A 16902-nucleotide genomic window follows, 5' to 3' on the forward strand; every position below is an offset into this window, starting at 1 on the left:
ATGAGATATTTTCAGCTAATAGCTAATGGTTAATAGCTATTAGCTACAATTCAAATCAGATCGCGATATGAGAGACGTAATTATTATCGGTGCAGGATTATCGGGCTTAGTCTGCGCCCAACGCCTGCGTCAAGCAGGGGTAAATGTCAGAATTGTGGAGAAAGCCGCAGGCCCGGGCGGACGCATGGCAACCCAACGCATCCAGGGCACCTGGGTCGATCGCGGCACCCAATACATTACCGTGCGCAGCGATGCCTTTTCCCGATTTATCTATAAGCTAGAAGACAAGGGCATCGTTCAGGAGTGGACGCGCGCCATCTACAAGCTGACTCCCGATGGTCTATTAGCGCCCGATGCCGATGACATGTATCCGCGCTACTGCTCTCCCCACGGCATGACGGCGATCGCCAAATATCTCGCTGAAGACCAGAACATTACATTTAACCAGCGCATTGTTGGTGTCGAAGTCAAGGGCGATCTGTGGCATCTCAAGAGCGAAGATGGCGACACATTTACGGCAGGAGCGGTGGTAGCAACTATGCCAGCGCCTCAATTTATACCCCTATTTGAGCCTGTAATGAGTGGAGTGCCAATATTTATCAGAACGCTCAAAATGGTCAAATTTGCGCCCAGCATCATCGTTATGGCAGGCTATCCCAGCCAGCAAGTCATTCCATCTGAGTGGCAAGCGATCGTTTGCGTAGACGATCCCATGTTGAGTTGGATTGGGTTGGATAGCAGCAAGCATCCCCAAGCACAATCGCAACCAGTATTCGTATTTCAAAGTACTGGAGAGTTTGCTCGACTGTCTTTAGATGAAGATAACCTGGAAATTGCGGGTAAACCATTATTAGAAAAGGTGGGCGACTACCTCGCACCCTGGTTGAGCGAACCCGAGTGGTGGCAGGTACACAGATGGCGCTACGCTTTTGTCCAGGAACCTCTGGGCGTAGCATGTTTGAGCACGGAAACCCCATTACCTCTAATTTGTGCTGGCGATTGGTGCGCGGGCGATAATCTGGAAGGAGCCTATCAGTCTGGCGGCGATGCCGCTAAATCTTTACTGGAAATGCTATAGCAACTCGTTGAACTCCGGACGAGCTAGAAGTTTGGCAAAACTCGGATCTTTTTTGGCACCTGCCTTCAGACTGCCGCGATCGCGCTGGAAAGCCTGGCGCAGATTTGCGATCGCAGGCTCTACCTTCCCTTGTTCGGCATAGCAACGTGCTTTATTGTAATAGGCCAAAGCATTTTCTGGTTGGATAACGATCGCGCGATCGTAACACTGTAAGGCTCGTTCGTAATGCTGCAATTGCGCTAAACAGGTGCCTTGTAATTGCCAAGCATCGTAGTTTTGAGGATCGTTTGCAACTACATGCTCGCAGTAGGAAATCGCTTTTTCATACCGCTGTAGCTCGTAGAAAAGATGTGCCGATCGCAGCCACGGATCGAGTTCGCGCGGATCGAGTTGGATAGCGCGATCGCAAACCTGAAGAGCCTCTTCATAACGCTGCAACTGCACGAGTATCTCAACCTGACCCAGCCACGTTGAATGCAGACCCCCTTTGTACTTTGACACTGCTTGATAGGTGCCGAGCGCCTCTTCAATGCGATGCAAAGATTGCAGGATCGCTCCCTTTAGGGTCAATAATTTGACTAGTTCTGACTCCAATTGCGGGTCGGATTTAAGTCCTGAAGCAAGCAGGCGATCGCATTCAGCGAGGGCTTCGTCGTAACGCTGCAAATCGGTTAAGATTTCAGCTTTACATAAACCAGCCCTCGTGTAATTTGGATCGATTGATAAGATACGTTCAAATTCGGCGATCGCCTCATCGCGACGTTGAAGATTCCATAAAGCTAAACCGCAATTGAGGCGAATAAACAGCTCGCTGGGCTGAAGCTCTTGGGCTACCATCCAGGCATTCAGGGCATCTTCAAAGTGTTTTTGCTGATATGAAACCTCCGCTTTTGCCAGCAGTGCTTCATAGAAATCTGGCTTTAACTCGATTGCGCGCTCGAACGCCGCGATCGCAGCGTCCCATTTACCCGTTCGTTTGAGCGATTCTCCCTTCTCATACTCAGCTTGGTATGGCTTTAATGTCACCCGTCGTAAGACAACAAATGCCACTAGTATGCCGATCGTCAAGACGGTTGCTGAATTTCTGAACAAGCCATATCCCGTTTGGACTAAAAACGGCTCGACACCCAGAACTCTAGTGATATTAGAAATCCACTGCGTAAAGTAAGAGCTAAAGGTGGGAGAAAGCCAAAATAGGGCGAAAAGAACTGCTACACCATAGCGTTTAACCGACTGCAATCGATTCTGCCATGATTGAGGCAGCCAGGGTTCGACGATTCCGTAACCATCCAACGAGGGTATCGGTAGAAGGTTAAATACAATGGCGAAAACCTCCAAAAAGATGAGGAAAGCCAATGCTGGGATGTACCATTGCCCCGCTAGCGGATGCTCTCGCAGTGCTTCCAATCCAGGAACGTTTCTCTCGATCGTTCCCAGTAGAAAAATATCGTCTTTAGTGAAGTTTCCTGCGAGCAGTTTGTAAATTCCCGCTAAACACAAAGCTACGATCGCGCTTGCCAGAGGCCCTGCGGCGGAAACCAGGCTTTTCCATCGGCGATCGCGCAACAACCCAGTGTTAATATAAACCGCCGCCCCAGGCAATCCAATGCCGCCCAAAGCTAGGAACATCATTGGCAGCACTAATGTATAACCAGGATCGATGTACTTGAGCGGATTGAGAGTTAAATACCCTTTGTCTTTGACAGAGGTGTCGCCGCCCCAATAGGCAACGATCGCATGACCGAATTCATGCAAGCACACGGAAATCAACCACCCCAAGCAAACAAAAATCGCAACCTGTACCATAGCTAATGGTTCTGTGGAGAATATTTACACTATAGGCTAACGAGGAGAGTAGCGATCGCGATCGCTCTGCACCTGCGATCGCGATCGCAGGTCAATTCCTGAGTTTCTACTAAAATACATTGCCGAGTACCTAACAACAGAAAGACCAGTTTATGAATATCAATCTCGATCGGGAAAAAACTAAGTTTGCGGCGTGGCGATCTGCTCTTATGGTAACTGGCTCGGTTTTGTTAGTAGGCTTAGCAGGTTGCAACTCGACTCCAACAACTCCGACAACATCACCTCAAACGACAAATACTAGTACTACAACTGCAAACAACCAAACTTCAACTACCTCGCCTCAAGTCACGAATACCGACACTACCAGTGCAAACAATAGCGATCCAAGCAAACGGTTAATCGGTCAATGGCAAGGTAAATACGAAGGGAAAAACGTCGTTATGATTTTCACCCCTGAATCGAAGTTGTTTGCATCCGTGGGAGGAGAAAAGAAGGTGTACGAGCTTTTCTACAGACTAGATACCACAACCAATCCCATCCACTTTGATGTATTTGAGAACTTTGAAACGCTAAAAAAAGGCGAGGTCACAAAAACAATTTTGGAGTTTACTCCAGAGGGGCAACTGCGCGTTCAAATGGAAGGTACTAATCCCAAGACTCCCCGCCCAACGAGTTTTAACGCTAAAGCCACTGTCCTCAAAAAAATATCCGATTCCACCACACCACCGCAAAATCTTCAAACCGCTAACCCACTTAACAATCAACTTCAGAGAGCTATTCAAGCCGAAGGCAAAACCTATATTGGCAGTCTTAATCGAGCATCTCAAGCTTACTTCCTCGAAAAGAATAGCTTTACTGATGACATCGACCAATTAGGTATTGGCATTTCCAAAGAAACCAGAAATTATTCCTACAGTCTCGTAGTAATTGATGCGAAAAAAGCAGTGCAAACACTTGGGATCGCCAAGCGAGACGATGTCAAAAGCTATACAGGTCTGACTTACGTCACCTCAGACAAAAATAACGAAGCGATACCCAAGGCGATTCTTTGCGAGAGCGATCGCCCGACTACCCAAAAACCAACTCCACCTGAAGTCATAAATAACGAGGCACAATGCCCGACTGGGTATACTCAGTATCGTCCCTAGCATTACATCACTGCTCGTAGAAATTGTGATGGAGGGCGCATAATTACTCCCCCATCACAGCAGTAAAAATTTCTGAGATTGCAGATGGCTGATTTAAAACTGGAAGCCAACCCCACCCTGGACTGAGGTGGCAGTTCTACCGTCGTTGTAGCCGTTAATTGCTACGACCGCGTTGCTGTATAGCAGTACGTTTTTATTCAGGCTCACTTCAATCCCTGGCTGTAGGGCAAATGCATTGCGATCGCCCGTCAGAGAATTACTATTATTACTGGGAACGACCGACGCACCCGCACCCAGGTAAACATTAGTACGATTACCTAAAGGAACATCATAGGAAAATGTTGGTACGATCGAAGTGCCGCCATTTCCTAGTAATACTGAAGTACGGAAAGAAACTGGCACTTCCTCAAACTTATATCTACCCGTAATATTGCCACCTAATCTAGAAGAAGTGTCGCTGTTAATCCCACCTAGAGAGACTCCTGCACCTAAATAACTACTAGGAATTCGCGCTTCATCTGCTTTTGCAGGAAGAGAAACGAGCGCAGCAATTGTCAGCACAAATGCAGAAGTTAATCCATATTTAGCTAGATTTTTCATATTAGTTGTCTGTCGATTTCTTGTGAGGACATTTAAAGAGACTCGACCGACTTAACCTTGTTCCTCGACACTGCTCCCTGCACTTAAAATCTACCTTTATGGATAGAAGAACGCGATCGCAAACGTCAGCCAATCTAGCAACGATCGAGGTTTGGCCGTATTGCCCCATCGCGTGAACCAGTTACCAAGATCGCTGATAAACTGCAAAACTTGTTGGAAAACCTGCTGCGGGCCAATACCCGTAAACACCTGCAACCCAAATACAACCAGTGCAATAAGGAATGCTGTCTTAAACGTCGTTTTAATAATGCTGAATAGACCAAACAGCAGCAAGACCGAAACCACAAATGCGCCAATTACTAATGGACTCATATGGTCTAAAATTCCATTTCTACTTCAACAGCCTATATTCTAATCAAAGACATGGCTTCAGAACTTTTCGATCCCCAATAACGTCTTCTTAATCAATAATTAACAATTAGTAACTATAGCAATCACAAATGATTCGTGAAAAATGGGGTGTGGGGCTGCGCCCCACGCAAGGGTAGAACCACTGCACCCCGTTCGTAAATGATTTAGCATCCTAAATATATTTCGTTGCTTCATGCGTGCGATCGCCGAATTAGGGCAACTTTAATTAAACAGTCAAACTGTCAGAGGTCTAGAACTATGCGCAGATTTAGTAGATTTTTACCCCTTTTGCTAGTGTTCGCATGTTTGCCAGCAGCGGCAGAACCAGTATTTGAAGAATCAGTAGACCAATTCTTTACCGAAGCGCCTGCAACTGTGGCGGCTGAGTCGCCAGTCATAGATGAAGCGATCGCTCAAGTGGTAGACGCAAACTTGATGACAAAGGACTCTGAGGGCAAATTCCATCCCGAGGCAATTATGAGTCGCGCTGAGATTGCCACTATTCTAGTTAAGGCATTCAGGCTGGAAACTCTGAAACCCACTGTCACTACACCCATCAAATTTAATGACGTACCGAGTTCCCATTGGGCGGCAAAAGATATCGAAATTGCCGTAAGAACGGGTACAATGGAAGGCTATGAGAAAGGAAGATTCTTTCCTAACCAAAGAATTAATCGAGCCGAAGCATTTGCGATTTTTGCCAATGCCTACGGAGTCTTTCAGTTTCCTGAAGCCACTGTTAACGAGATATTAGACCCATACCCGGATGCGAAAGACTTACCCAAATGGTCGAGGAGAGCAATGGCAACTGCTCTTAATGAAGGATTCGTGAATCTAGGTACCGATCGCCAAATTAATCCCCTCAATCCCATGAGGCGCAGCGATATGGCCTATGCTTTGAGCAAATTTCTAGAAAAGGAACGAGGTCGCTATCCCATAAATTCCCCATTGCGTAAGGGGCCTTTGCGGTGATGGGTAAAGGGTCTGCTCCAAAGTTTAGCTGAACCGGGTGGCATAATTCCTGAGAGGAACTTAACTAAATTGTCGGCATGAAGCGATAGTATAGGTCATTGAGTATAGCTATACCGAATAAGGATTTAAAACGGGGTGGGGTTCTACCCCTACCCTCCCACCTAAACTCAAAGGATTACTGCTATACCTCGCTGTTAATCGACTTACTTGTTAGAACGTTAACCTATGATTTCTGTCTCTGCCCAGTTTGAGCAGTTGCGTGCTAAAGGGCAGGTAGCCCTCATCCCCTTTATTACGGCTGGCGACCCCGATCTTGACACTACAGCCGCTGCCTTGCGGCAGCTCGATCGCAATGGTGCCGATCTAATTGAATTGGGCATTCCCTACTCCGATCCACTCGCAGATGGTCCTGTGATCCAGGCTGCTGCCACCCGATCGCTTGCCAAGGGGACAACGCTGGATAAGGTTTTGGACGTAGTGAAAACCGTTGCACCCGAGTTGCGATCGCCCATAATTCTATTTACCTATTACAACCCCATTCTGAATCTGGGGATTGAGAAATTTTTGCAACGCATTTATGAAGCGGGTGCCAGAGGGCTGGTAGTGCCAGATTTACCGCTCGAAGAAGCACAAAGCTTGCTAGAACCAGCTACCAGGATTGGGATCGAGGTGATTTTGTTAGTTGCACCCACCAGTCCGTTAGCCAGACTAGAAGCGATCGCGGCTCAGTCTCAGGGGTTTATTTATCTGGTTAGCACCACAGGCGTAACCGGAATGCGCGATCGAGTTGGTAAGGGCGTACAGCAGATGCTAGAGACGTTGCGGACGCTAACCGATAAACCGCTTGGTGTGGGGTTTGGGATCTCCCAACCCGAACATGCCAGCCAGGTGGCGCAATGGCATGCTGACGCTGTAATCGTTGGTAGTGCTATGGTAAAGCGACTGGCAGAACCGGATGGTTTGCAAAGTATCGCCGAATTATGTAGTAGTCTAAAGCGAGCAATCTCCCTTAGTGCTTAGTTTTTTGCTTAAGATGACTTCTATATTTTTCTACTTTCCGCTAGCGCTGGTCATGTCGCTTACTCCCGTTGGTTGGGTGGCGGTGGGTGCGCTGGCCTTTATTCTGCTGTTATTGCTGCTGTGGTGGTTATTTGAGTTGCAGTACCGAGGTCGGGCTGGTAACCGCTTGGAACTGAGTCGAGGTGATTGGCAACTCGAAGTCCACACACCTGAACACTACACGCTCAACGGCGAATTTACTGCTGTTAATCAAACCAGGAAGCTAGATATTTTCCTAACGGAGGTAACTGCCGAGCTAACTTTACTAGCCGATCGCAGTTTGGCAGGCGTAACGCATCGGATCGCGATCGCCTCGCAGCATCCAGATGCACCCAGCCGTGCCGACAAATACTGGGAAGCCTATATTGTCAAAGGCGGTCGCACGACGGGTCTAGAAGTGCAAATTGACATCGAAGGCTCCCATCTCGACACCTTACGAGCGGCGTGGGTAAGAGTAAACTATGTCACCTATGGCCCCGGCGGTAGGGTTCCCAAGGTCAGGCATTGCGTAATTCCCTTACAGTTTCCAGAGCCGGAGACTATAGAACGGTGGCGGCCAACGGCAAATGCTGACGTTTTACCAATTCGCACTCACCTGCTATCGACTTTAGATACACCAGTTGACGTGATGCGCCGCTACGTTACTCCCCACGCCCAGCCTGGCGATATTGTCACGATTGGCGAGTCGCCTTTAGCAATTATGCAGGGACGCATGCGGCACCCTACTGAAATTAAACCGGGCTGGCTAGCCAAACGTTTGTGTTATTACTTTTTGCCTACATCCAGTTTGGCAACTGCCTGCGGCTTGCAATCGCTGGTTGATGAAGTGGGAGCCTGGCGGGTTGCCTTGGCATTTATTTTCGGTTCGATCGCTAAAGTCATTTTCCGCATTCCTGGTATGTTTTATGTTTTAGCTGGCGGGCAGGCGCGCCTGGTTGACGATGTCACGGGTACGTTACCGCCCTACGACCAGTTTGTGGTGCTGGGACCCGCACGAGCGCAGGCAGTTGTGAATGAAATTTTGGCAGAAACTGGTTTAGAGGCGGCGATCGTTGATGTAAACGATCTCAAAGCGGTTAGTATATTAGCAGCAACTCCTGGAGTTTCTAATGAGTTGCTAAACCAGGCATTGTTACTTAACCCAGCGGGCAACGCCGCCGAACAAACTCCTATAGTCTTGATTAGACCTAACTAAACCTATGCAAGCCTTTTCAACCACAGGCAGTACGATTCGTCCAATGCAGCACCGCGATCTAGAAGCGATCGAACAATTGCAACTGGCTGGAGATCTTTGTGGTGCATCTTTGGAATCGACGCAATACAAGCGTAGAGCTAGAAACTGGTTTCCTTTAGTGCAATTTGTCAGTTGGTTCCCCAATCCGATTCAGCATCTGTGCCGTATATATGTTGCGGAAGTTAACGGGCAAGTTGTCGGATTTATTCGCGTTTCGCCCTTCAACAGCAGCCGCAGTACTTGGCAAATTGACGAAATCGAGGTTGCCCAAGGCAGTTCGCGCGCGGCAATAGGGACGCATTTGATCCGCTATTGCTTGGAAGCTTGCTGGGAAGCACGTACCTGGCTGCTAGAGGTGGATGTCAATGCTAAGGACGCGATCGCTCTGTACCGTCAAAATGGTTTCCAGCCCCTTGCTCAGCTTACAGACTGGGAAATATCGGCGGAGGGCTTGACGGACTTGGCGCAGCATCAGCCCGATCTGCCCAATTTATTGCCGGTTAGCAATGCCGATGCTATTTTGCTCTATCAACTCGATACCGCCTCCCTGCCACCCCAGATTCGGCAGGTCTACGATATCAGCGTCAATGATTTTCGTTGCAGCCTTGTGGATCGCCTGATCGGTCACAGTCAGTACATGCTGAACAATGTTCGGGAAGTATCTGGCTACGTCTACGAGCCGCAGCGCAAAGCAGCGATCGCTTACTTTTCCGTGCTCGTTCGCCATCCGGCCAGCAAGCCTCAAACTAAGCGATCTGCCCAACCAGCGCACCGCGCTCAGATTACCGTCCATCCCGCCTATACCTGGTTATATGCCGAGCTAATGGCACAAATTGCCAGAATCATTCGGCAGCAAGCAGGTAGCGATCGGTATTCCCTCTGGGTTTCATCCGCAGATTATCAACCGGAACGCGAAGCTTACTTCGAGCAAATCCAAGCTGCGACTAGAAGCCACGGCTTATTGATGGCTAGATCGGTATGGCACAAGATCCGCGAAGCTAAGCCTGCGCTGGATGCACTGCAACTTTCTAAAATGCTCTCAGGATTTCAGCCCGCTCACAAACCCGTACCTGGAAGGATTGATGCTATCCCTCCCGCTCATCCCGATGAATTATCTTGAATCTCATGTATTCGCTTATTCGATCTAGTTCTTCGAGATACCCTACTTAATTCAATCGGGTTCCTAGGGTGCAGCCTTGCCTTGGTTCTGTGCCCATCTCTCTGAGGGAGATGGGTTGGAGGCGATGGTTTCAATACTTCTGAGTAAGGTGAGTCATATCAAATCCGCATCAATTATCCCTATATTGCCTGACGACTAGAAGTCGCGGCTATACAAACAAAGTCTGCCTGCGCAGACTCCGAGAAAAAGGGTTAACAGATCGGGATTTGATGATAGCTAACTGTACACCCCTTACAAGCTAGATTAGAACGCAACCATGTTGAATGAGACTCTAGTCGGACGCTATCAGATACTCCAGCATCTTAGCAGTGGAGCTTTTACAGAAACGTATCTAGCTGAAGATATTCACTTACCCGATCGCCCTCAATGTAAGGTCAAATGGCTGAAAACAGAATCTCTTACACCTGAGGCGATCGCAATTGCCAGAAATTTATTCCAATCGGAAGCAAGAACCCTGGATATTTTAGGCACGCATTCCCAGATTCCTAATCTGCTCGCTCACTTTGAGCAGAACCAGCAGTTCTACATCGTCCAGGAATTTATGGCCGGGGAAGGTTTAGATCGAGAGTTAATGTCTGGAGCGAGATGGAACGAGCTGCAGGTAATCGCTTTTTTGCGCGAAGTGCTGAATATTCTCCAGTTTGTCCACCAGCACAATGTCATCCATCGCAACCTCAAGCCTAAAAATCTGATTAGACGTAGTTTCGATGGTAAGTTTGCTCTAATTGGGTTTAATGGCATCGAAGAGATTTATGCTCCAGCGACAAAGCTCCAATCCGCCCAAACACAGATGCATTCAACATATTCAAGTAAGATTCAGATATCCGATGGTTACGTGCCGCTAGAACAAATGGCAGGCAACCCAGGCTTTAGCAGCGATATCTACGCGCTGGGTAAGATCGCTATCTACGCTCTCATAGGTAACCCACCCAACTACTTACCAACAGACTCCCAAACTGGTGAGGTAATCTGGCGACCGGGTACATTAGTGAGCGATCGCACGGCGGCAATTATCGACAAAATAGTGAGAGCGCACCCCCGCGATCGCTACCAAAGCGCTAGTGAAGTAATCGCAGACCTGAATAATCCACAGCGCCCTGTATTCGCAGTACAACCAAATATTGATACTGGTAGCACCTTCAATACTATTACCAGTAAAGTCAGTAATGCACTCAGCCGGATTAACTGGCAGCAGTACTGGCAGCGATATCAGATACCGCTTTCGATCCTGGCAGGAGTGGCAGTCTTAGCGACGACCGCCAGCATTTCCTATTTCGCGTTCAAACCCAAGGACAATCCCACCGTTAGCAATTCAACAAACTCGCAGGAAACAAATCCAACTAACGCCCAGGGCTTTGTCGAACGGGGGAATAGCCGGATCGAAGCAGGTAGATATACAGATGCGCGGGCGGATTTTGATGAGGCCATCAGATTAGATCCCAATTCCGTTGATGCCCAGTTTGGTAAAACCCTAACTCAGGCATTTCAACTAAATCTCGATCGCAAATATCCAGAAGCGATCGCCGAATTTGATAAATTAATTGCCCTCCAGCCTAACTCCGGCTTGGCATTGGTCGGCAAGGGAAATGCACTATTCGGTCAAAGACAGTACGACGAGGCACTCAAAGCCTACGATCGCGCCACCCAGGTCAAGCCCGATCTCATTCTCGGCTGGACTGGTCGCGGACTTGTTTTGTCCAATTTGAAGAGATACGATGAGGCACTGGCTGCCTACGAGCAAGCCCTCAAAATCAAACCAGATAGCACGTTCGCTCTAGTTAGCCAGGGCGATACCCTCCGCTTCAAAGAGCAATATCAACAGGCTATCCCTATCTATGACAAAGCGATCGCCATTAATCCGAACTACGGTAATGCCTGGATTGGCAAGGGATTTGCGCTTAACGGCTTGGGTCAGCGCCAGGAAGCTATTGCCGCGATCGAGCAAGCTACTAAGAAAGCTCCCAACTATGCTTATACCTGGTGGGCATGGGGGACGTTACTCCAGGAAGATGGCCGACATGAAGGTGCGCTGGCAGCAGCGGAGAAGGCGATTAGTCTCGATAATCAATATGCCGATGCCTGGAGGCTGAAAGCCAACGCGCTACTCAAACTCAGGAAACTCCCGGAATCTATCGCCGCAGCGGATGAGGCAGTACGGTTATTCCCAAACGTTGACACTCTCACCAGTCAAGCCAATGCCATATACGAATCTGGGCAGTTTGCGAAAGCTCTCCCGATATATCAAAGAGTTGTCCAAATCGATCCCAATTTGGAGTATGGCTGGTCTAATTTGAGCGAGTTGCTCAACCAGATGAAGCGATATAACGAAGCACTTACTGCTGCGGATCGGGCGCTCAAAATTGCGCCTAATACCTCAGGGTGGAATCAACGTGCCAATGCTTTGGTAGGGCTGCAACGCTATCAAGAGGCGATCGCTGCCTACGATCGGGTCATAAAACTGCAGCCGGATTATCATTACGCTTTTATTGGCAAAGGTAACGCGCTCTACAGGTTGCAACGCTATCAGGAAGCGATCGATTCCTACGATCGCGCTTTAGCGATCGCACCAGTCGATCGCAAGCTGAAAGTCGAGTCCGATCGATACGCCACCCTCAATCTCAAAGGCAATGCCCTCGCGCAATTGCAACGGTATGAAGAGGCTCTCAAAACCTACCAGCAAGCAACCGAGATCAAAGCAGATTTCCCAGAAGGCTGGCACAACCAGGGCAGAATGCAGTTTGCCCTGCAGCGATACGATGCTGCCCTCGCCGCCTATAACAAAGCTCTGGAGATCGAACCCGACTTTGCCGATGCTAAAGCAGGGCGAGAGGAAGTTCTGCGACAATTAGGGCAGTAGAGCGGTCAGCGCCTAGCCGTCAGTTTTTGCTTGGAGATACTTTGTATGGTGCATTTCAGCCTAATTATCCCGACGCTTGGTTTGCTAAGGGTATAATACTGCCAAAGCTAGGGCGACATCGAGAAGCAGTCGCTGCCTATGATAAATCGCTGGCACTAAAACCCGGCGATCGGGTAGTGCAAGATGCCAGACAAAGAGCAGCAGCTAATCTCTAAGTTATTTATGGTTTTGTTTATTTATTACAAAATGAAATTAGTAGATTGGCTAGAATTATGGGCTGGTAAATAACTCATCTGGGATACATCCAATCAGTACCTACATAATATGAAAATCCTCAAGATTCAGACTTTACGCGGACCGAATCAATGGCACATTCAGCGTCATCAACTAGTCGCGATCAGGTTGGACTTAGAGGATTTAGCTACTTCACCCCAGAAAGCTGTCAATTTTGCTTTTGACTTAAATCGAGTCTTAACAGGCTTGGGCATCGACACCGCCAGTAGCAGTACTAGCAACGGAGTTGAAAGAACGCATGTTGTCGATCTCGTACAGCATGTTGCTCTGGAACTGCAAAAATTGGCTGACATGTCCGTTGATTTTGGCACTAGTCGCCCCACATCCGAGCCTGGGGTCTACCAGGTAGTTTTTGAATATCAATCGGAGCAAGCTGGCAGATACGCCGCTCGTGCCGCCGTGCGCCTGTGTCAAAGCGTTATCGATACCAAAGAATATCCCGCCTCAGAACTGCAACAGGATTTACAGGATCTTTTAGAGCTAAAACTAGACTCTCAACTCGGACCCAGTACCGACTCAATTGTGGCTGAGGCTAAAGCGCGTCGCATTCCCTGGATAGAGTTGGGTTGTCGCGCCATGATCCAGCTTGGTTATGGCATCTACCAAAAACGCATCCAGGCAACTCTCTCAAATTTTAGTAGTATTTTGGGTGTAGAACTAGCCTGCGATAAGGAAGGCACCAAGCGCATTCTCAGAGATTCCGGCGTACCCGTACCCAAGGGAACGACAATTAGATCGTTGAAATATCTAGAAGACGCGATCGCCGAAGTAGGTGGATTTCCCATCGTTGTGAAGCCTCTTAACGGCAATCACGGTCGCGGTATCAGCATTGATGTTCGCACCTTGCCTGCCGCCGAAGATGCCTTCGATCTCGCACGCGAAGTCTCCGAAGAAGTGATTGTCGAGCGCTTCCATCGGGGACGCGATCACCGCGTTCTCGTGGTAAACGGGCGGGTAATTGCTGTGGCAGAGCGCGTTCCAGCCCATGTCGTCGGCGATGGTGCATCTACGATCGCGCAACTGATCGAAATTACCAATCAAGATCCCCGCCGGGGCGATGGACACGATAACGTCCTTACCAAAATCGAACTGGATCGCACCAGCTACGACTTGCTAGAACGGCAAGGCTTTACCCTAGAGACAGTGCTGGAGCCAGAGCAGGTTTGCTATTTAAAGGCTACCGCTAACCTCAGTACCGGCGGCATTGCGGTAGATCGCACCGATGATATTCACTGCGAGAATGTATGGTTAGCACAGCGGGTTGCCAAGATTATCGGCCTGGATATTGCTGGCATTGATGTGGTGACATCAGATATTTCGCAGCCGCTCCACGCTACCGATGGCGTAATTGTGGAAGTGAATGCCGCTCCAGGTTTTAGAATGCATACTGCTCCTAGCGTGGGCATCCCCCGTAATGTGGCCGAGCCGGTGATCGAAATGCTATTTCCGCCGGGCACGCCTTCACGCATTCCCATTGTGGCGATTACGGGTACTAACGGGAAAACTACGACTACACGCCTGATTGCCCATATCTTCAAACAAACTCAGCGCGTAGTTGGCTACACCACTACCGATGGCATTTATATTGGCGATTGGTTAGTTGAGAAAGGCGATACCACCGGGCCTTATAGCGCGCAAGTCATTCTACGCGATCCCACGGTCGAAGTTGCGGTTTTAGAAACGGCAAGGGGTGGCATATTGCGATCGGGCCTAGGATTTGATGGCTGCGATGTCGGCGTGATTCTGAACGTCCAGGCCGATCATCTGGGATTGGGCGACATCGATACGGTTGAAGATTTAGCTAATTTAAAAAGCGTAGTCGTGCGAGCTGCTTTCCCCAGCGGCTACGCCGTACTCAATGCTGACGATCCCCTCGTTGCCGCGATGGCAAGTCAAGTGCAGGCACAGGTGGTTTACTTCAGTATGAACCCGGAAAATCCAATTGTGGTAGCCCATGCCCAGCAGGGCGGGTTGGCAGCAGTATATGAGAATGGTTATTTATCAATTCTCAAAGGTGATTGGACTTTACGCATCGAGCAAGCTGTTAACGTGCCCGTTACTTTAGGTGGGAAGACCCCATTTATGATCCAGAATGCTCTGGCCGCGAGTCTTGCCGCCTTCGTACAAGGTGTGAGAATTGAGGATATTCGCTCGGCACTAAATAGCTTTGTGGCATCCAGCCATCAAACCCCAGGGCGAATGAACCTGTTCGATCTTGGTAGATTTCACGTCCTGCTTGACTATGCCCACAATCCGGCTGGCTACAGAGCGATCGCTGGCTTTATCAGCACCTGGAACGGCGAACGCATTGGCGTGATCGGCGCGCCTGGCGATCGCCGCGATGCTGACATCGAGGAGTTAGGGCAAATTTCCGCCGAGATGTTCGATCGCATCATTATCAAGGAAGACTGCGATCGACGCGGTCGCGCCCCCTATGAAGTCGCCAATCTAATGCAAAAAGGCATTACCGAATTCAGCCCCAATTTGCCCTACAAAGTTATTCTGGACGAAGCTGAAGCGCTAATCGAGGCTCTGGATACAGCACCCGATAACGCCCTGGTCGTGATCTTCCCTGAAAAAGTAGAGCGAGCGATCGAAATTGTCGAAGCCAGGCAACCCCAAGAGTACAAAGACAATGTCAATGGCTTGTCAGGATCTGCATCAACGAACCCCTCAGTTAGCGCCCTAGCCCTTTAAGGAAATTCCAAATGTAGGGGCAATGTCTCCATGCTCGCCCCGAAGGTTTAGGAAAGAATTGTTAAGAAGTGTTATGCAATAAAGATACTATGTGACGGAATGTATAAGAATTAAGTAGGCGATAGTTACTTAACTCTAAAAGCCTTGGTACTGCGATTAAACGCTTAGCTACCACGCACGAGTTGAGTTGTGAAGTATTGCTGCCTGTAATTTCTTTCCTCGGTATTTATACTTAGTGCTCAAAAGAATTACAGATTCAGTATTCACAATGCGATCGACAATGTGATAATCATTTAGTAACTAAACGCAGCATAGCCGCATGGATGTTTACAGCCAAGCTATAGGTGTTTCATGTGGTTAAGCAACGTGGTTTTGATTTAATTTTTATTTACTTTTTTCTATTCGGAGGAAATAGTTAGATGAGTGTAATCACGAAATCTATCGTGAATGCGGACGCTGAAGCCCGCTACCTGAGCCCTGGCGAGCTGGATCGCATCAAGAGCTTTGTTAGCTCTGGCGCACGTCGCGTACGCATTGCTCAAGCTTTGACCGAATCTCGCGAACGTATCGTCAAGCAAGCTGGTGATGCATTGTTCCAAAAGCGCCCCGACCTTGTATCTCCTGGTGGTGCTGCATATGGCGAAGAAATGACTGCCGCTTGCCTCAGAGACCTAGATTACTACCTGCGCTTGATCACTTACGGTGTAGTTGCTGGTGACGTTACTCCAATTGAAGAAATTGGTGTTGTCGGCGCTAAGGAAATGTACAAGTCCTTGGATATTCCACTCTCTGGCATGGCTGAAGGCGTGCGCGCTGCTAAGAACGCTGCTTCTGGTCTTCTCTCTGCCGAAGATGCTGCCGAAGCTGGCTACTATTTTGACTATCTCGCCGGTGCCCTGCAATAGTCAGAAATTAGCATCCAGGGATTGATGAGATACCTCAATTCCTAGTTCTGAATTCTGTTTTAAACAGTAACCATAATTGCAAACTAACTAGAAGATATATCAAAAAATGCAAGACGCAATTACCTCTGTTATCAACTCCTCTGACGTACAAGGCAGATACCTTGATGTTGCCTCCCTCGAAAAACTAAAAGGCTATTTCGCTAGCGGCGAACTGCGCGTGCGTGCTGCTGCTACCATCAGCGCCAATGCTTCTACCATCATTAAAGAAGCTGTATCTAAGTCCTTGCTGTACACCGACACCACTCGTCCCGGTGGAAACATGTACACCACCCGTCGCTATGCTGCTTGCATCCGCGACCTGGATTACTTCCTCCGCTATGCCACCTATGCCATGCTAGCTGGCGATGCTTCCATCCTCGACGAGCGCGTACTCAACGGCTTGAGAGAAACCTACAACTCTTTGGGAGTTCCCGTCTCTACCACAGTACAAGCTATCCAAGCTATCAAAGAAGTTACTGCTTCTTTAGTAGGTGCTGACGCAGGCAAGGAAATGGGCGTGTATCTCGATTACATCAGCTCTGGCCTATAGGCTAGGTATTAGCTAGCCGGGCAATTAATTGCCAATGGCGGTGGAACTAGACAGCCACTGTTAAAGCATTGC

Annotated in this window: 14 protein-coding genes; 11 read left to right on the forward strand and 3 right to left on the reverse strand. The window is 48.7% G+C overall.

The genetic code is table 11. The features are described 5' to 3' along the window. Positions 1 to 67: 67 nt before the first annotated feature. On the forward strand, positions 68 to 1078 hold the full coding sequence (locus PSE6802_RS0118340; RefSeq protein ID WP_019501502.1) for an NAD(P)/FAD-dependent oxidoreductase: 1011 nt from the start codon (positions 68 to 70) through the stop codon (positions 1076 to 1078). Here PSE6802_RS0118340 and PSE6802_RS31290 read toward each other — a convergent pair. Then, entirely contained in the window at positions 1073 to 2884 is a 1812-nt protein-coding gene (locus PSE6802_RS31290; protein ID WP_019501503.1) for a tetratricopeptide repeat protein, read from the reverse strand. The two genes, PSE6802_RS0118340 and PSE6802_RS31290, sit on opposite strands and share 6 nt — an antisense overlap. Before the next feature lie 152 nt (positions 2885 to 3036). On the opposite strand from PSE6802_RS31290, the gene PSE6802_RS31295 reads away from it, so the two are divergent. Then, positions 3037 to 4032 (forward strand): type IV pilin-like G/H family protein, encoded by a 996-nt coding sequence (locus PSE6802_RS31295; RefSeq protein WP_019501504.1) that lies wholly within the window; start codon positions 3037 to 3039, stop codon positions 4030 to 4032. 93 nt (positions 4033 to 4125) lie between these two features. Here the strand turns inward: PSE6802_RS31295 and PSE6802_RS0118360 are convergent, their stop codons facing one another. Continuing rightward, a complete protein-coding gene (locus PSE6802_RS0118360; RefSeq protein ID WP_019501505.1) occupies positions 4126 to 4632 on the reverse strand; it encodes an outer membrane beta-barrel protein in 507 nt (168 codons plus the stop codon). Positions 4633 to 4728: 96 nt separating this feature from the next. Then, the gene (locus PSE6802_RS0118365) at positions 4729 to 5004 is read right to left on the reverse strand and encodes a hypothetical protein (protein WP_019501506.1); all 276 of its coding nucleotides are present in this window, start codon (positions 5002 to 5004) and stop codon (positions 4729 to 4731) included. Positions 5005 to 5301: 297 nt separating this feature from the next. Here PSE6802_RS0118365 and PSE6802_RS29560 point away from each other — a divergent pair, with 297 nt between their 5' ends. From PSE6802_RS29560 to apcB, 9 genes are all read left to right on the forward strand, one after another. Next, positions 5302 to 6015, forward strand: a complete 714-nt coding sequence (locus PSE6802_RS29560; RefSeq protein WP_019501507.1) for an S-layer homology domain-containing protein — start codon at positions 5302 to 5304, stop codon at positions 6013 to 6015. Positions 6016 to 6240: 225 nt separating this feature from the next. Continuing rightward, positions 6241 to 7035, forward strand: coding sequence for a tryptophan synthase subunit alpha (gene trpA, locus PSE6802_RS0118375; protein WP_019501508.1), 795 nt, complete (start codon positions 6241 to 6243; stop codon positions 7033 to 7035). Positions 7036 to 7048: 13 nt separating this feature from the next. Continuing rightward, the gene (locus PSE6802_RS0118380; protein ID WP_019501509.1) at positions 7049 to 8269 is read left to right on the forward strand and encodes a hypothetical protein; all 1221 of its coding nucleotides are present in this window, start codon (positions 7049 to 7051) and stop codon (positions 8267 to 8269) included. A 4-nt stretch (positions 8270 to 8273) separates the two neighbouring features. Continuing rightward, positions 8274 to 9428 carry a GNAT family N-acetyltransferase gene (locus PSE6802_RS0118385; RefSeq protein WP_019501510.1) on the forward strand — a complete coding sequence of 385 codons (1155 nt, stop codon included), beginning with the start codon at positions 8274 to 8276 and terminating at the stop codon, positions 9426 to 9428. A 316-nt stretch (positions 9429 to 9744) separates the two neighbouring features. Next, a complete protein-coding gene (locus PSE6802_RS31300) occupies positions 9745 to 12345 on the forward strand; it encodes a serine/threonine-protein kinase (protein WP_019501511.1) in 2601 nt (866 codons plus the stop codon). A 26-nt stretch (positions 12346 to 12371) separates the two neighbouring features. Further along, the gene (locus PSE6802_RS33615) at positions 12372 to 12560 is read left to right on the forward strand and encodes a tetratricopeptide repeat protein (RefSeq protein ID WP_156815582.1); all 189 of its coding nucleotides are present in this window, start codon (positions 12372 to 12374) and stop codon (positions 12558 to 12560) included. 109 nt (positions 12561 to 12669) lie between these two features. Next, positions 12670 to 15336 (forward strand): cyanophycin synthetase, encoded by a 2667-nt coding sequence (gene cphA, locus PSE6802_RS0118400; protein ID WP_019501513.1) that lies wholly within the window; start codon positions 12670 to 12672, stop codon positions 15334 to 15336. Positions 15337 to 15755: 419 nt separating this feature from the next. Then, on the forward strand, positions 15756 to 16241 hold the full coding sequence (gene apcA / locus PSE6802_RS0118405; RefSeq protein ID WP_019501514.1) for an allophycocyanin subunit alpha: 486 nt from the start codon (positions 15756 to 15758) through the stop codon (positions 16239 to 16241). A 106-nt stretch (positions 16242 to 16347) separates the two neighbouring features. Further along, positions 16348 to 16830 (forward strand): allophycocyanin subunit beta, encoded by a 483-nt coding sequence (gene apcB / locus PSE6802_RS0118410; protein ID WP_019501515.1) that lies wholly within the window; start codon positions 16348 to 16350, stop codon positions 16828 to 16830. Positions 16831 to 16902 lie beyond the last annotated feature (72 nt).

The organism is Pseudanabaena sp. PCC 6802 (assembly GCF_000332175.1).
Classification (GTDB): Bacteria; Cyanobacteriota; Cyanobacteriia; order Pseudanabaenales; family Pseudanabaenaceae; genus PCC-6802.

Bases quoted from the DNA above. Each gene is read 5' to 3' on its own strand.
- PSE6802_RS0118340 (WP_019501502.1), top strand. From the start codon at position 68: ATGAGAGACGTAATTATTATCGGTGCAGGATTATCGGGCTTAGTCTGC.
- PSE6802_RS31290 (WP_019501503.1), bottom strand. From the start codon at position 2,884: ATGGTACAGGTTGCGATTTTTGTTTGCTTGGGGTGGTTGATTTCCGTG.
- PSE6802_RS31295 (WP_019501504.1), top strand. From the start codon at position 3,037: ATGAATATCAATCTCGATCGGGAAAAAACTAAGTTTGCGGCGTGGCGA.
- PSE6802_RS0118360 (WP_019501505.1), bottom strand. From the start codon at position 4,632: ATGAAAAATCTAGCTAAATATGGATTAACTTCTGCATTTGTGCTGACA.
- PSE6802_RS0118365 (WP_019501506.1), bottom strand. From the start codon at position 5,004: ATGAGTCCATTAGTAATTGGCGCATTTGTGGTTTCGGTCTTGCTGCTG.
- PSE6802_RS29560 (WP_019501507.1), top strand. From the start codon at position 5,302: ATGCGCAGATTTAGTAGATTTTTACCCCTTTTGCTAGTGTTCGCATGT.
- trpA (WP_019501508.1), top strand. From the start codon at position 6,241: ATGATTTCTGTCTCTGCCCAGTTTGAGCAGTTGCGTGCTAAAGGGCAG.
- PSE6802_RS0118380 (WP_019501509.1), top strand. From the start codon at position 7,049: ATGACTTCTATATTTTTCTACTTTCCGCTAGCGCTGGTCATGTCGCTT.
- PSE6802_RS0118385 (WP_019501510.1), top strand. From the start codon at position 8,274: ATGCAAGCCTTTTCAACCACAGGCAGTACGATTCGTCCAATGCAGCAC.
- PSE6802_RS31300 (WP_019501511.1), top strand. From the start codon at position 9,745: ATGTTGAATGAGACTCTAGTCGGACGCTATCAGATACTCCAGCATCTT.
- cphA (WP_019501513.1), top strand. From the start codon at position 12,670: ATGAAAATCCTCAAGATTCAGACTTTACGCGGACCGAATCAATGGCAC.
- apcA (WP_019501514.1), top strand. From the start codon at position 15,756: ATGAGTGTAATCACGAAATCTATCGTGAATGCGGACGCTGAAGCCCGC.
- apcB (WP_019501515.1), top strand. From the start codon at position 16,348: ATGCAAGACGCAATTACCTCTGTTATCAACTCCTCTGACGTACAAGGC.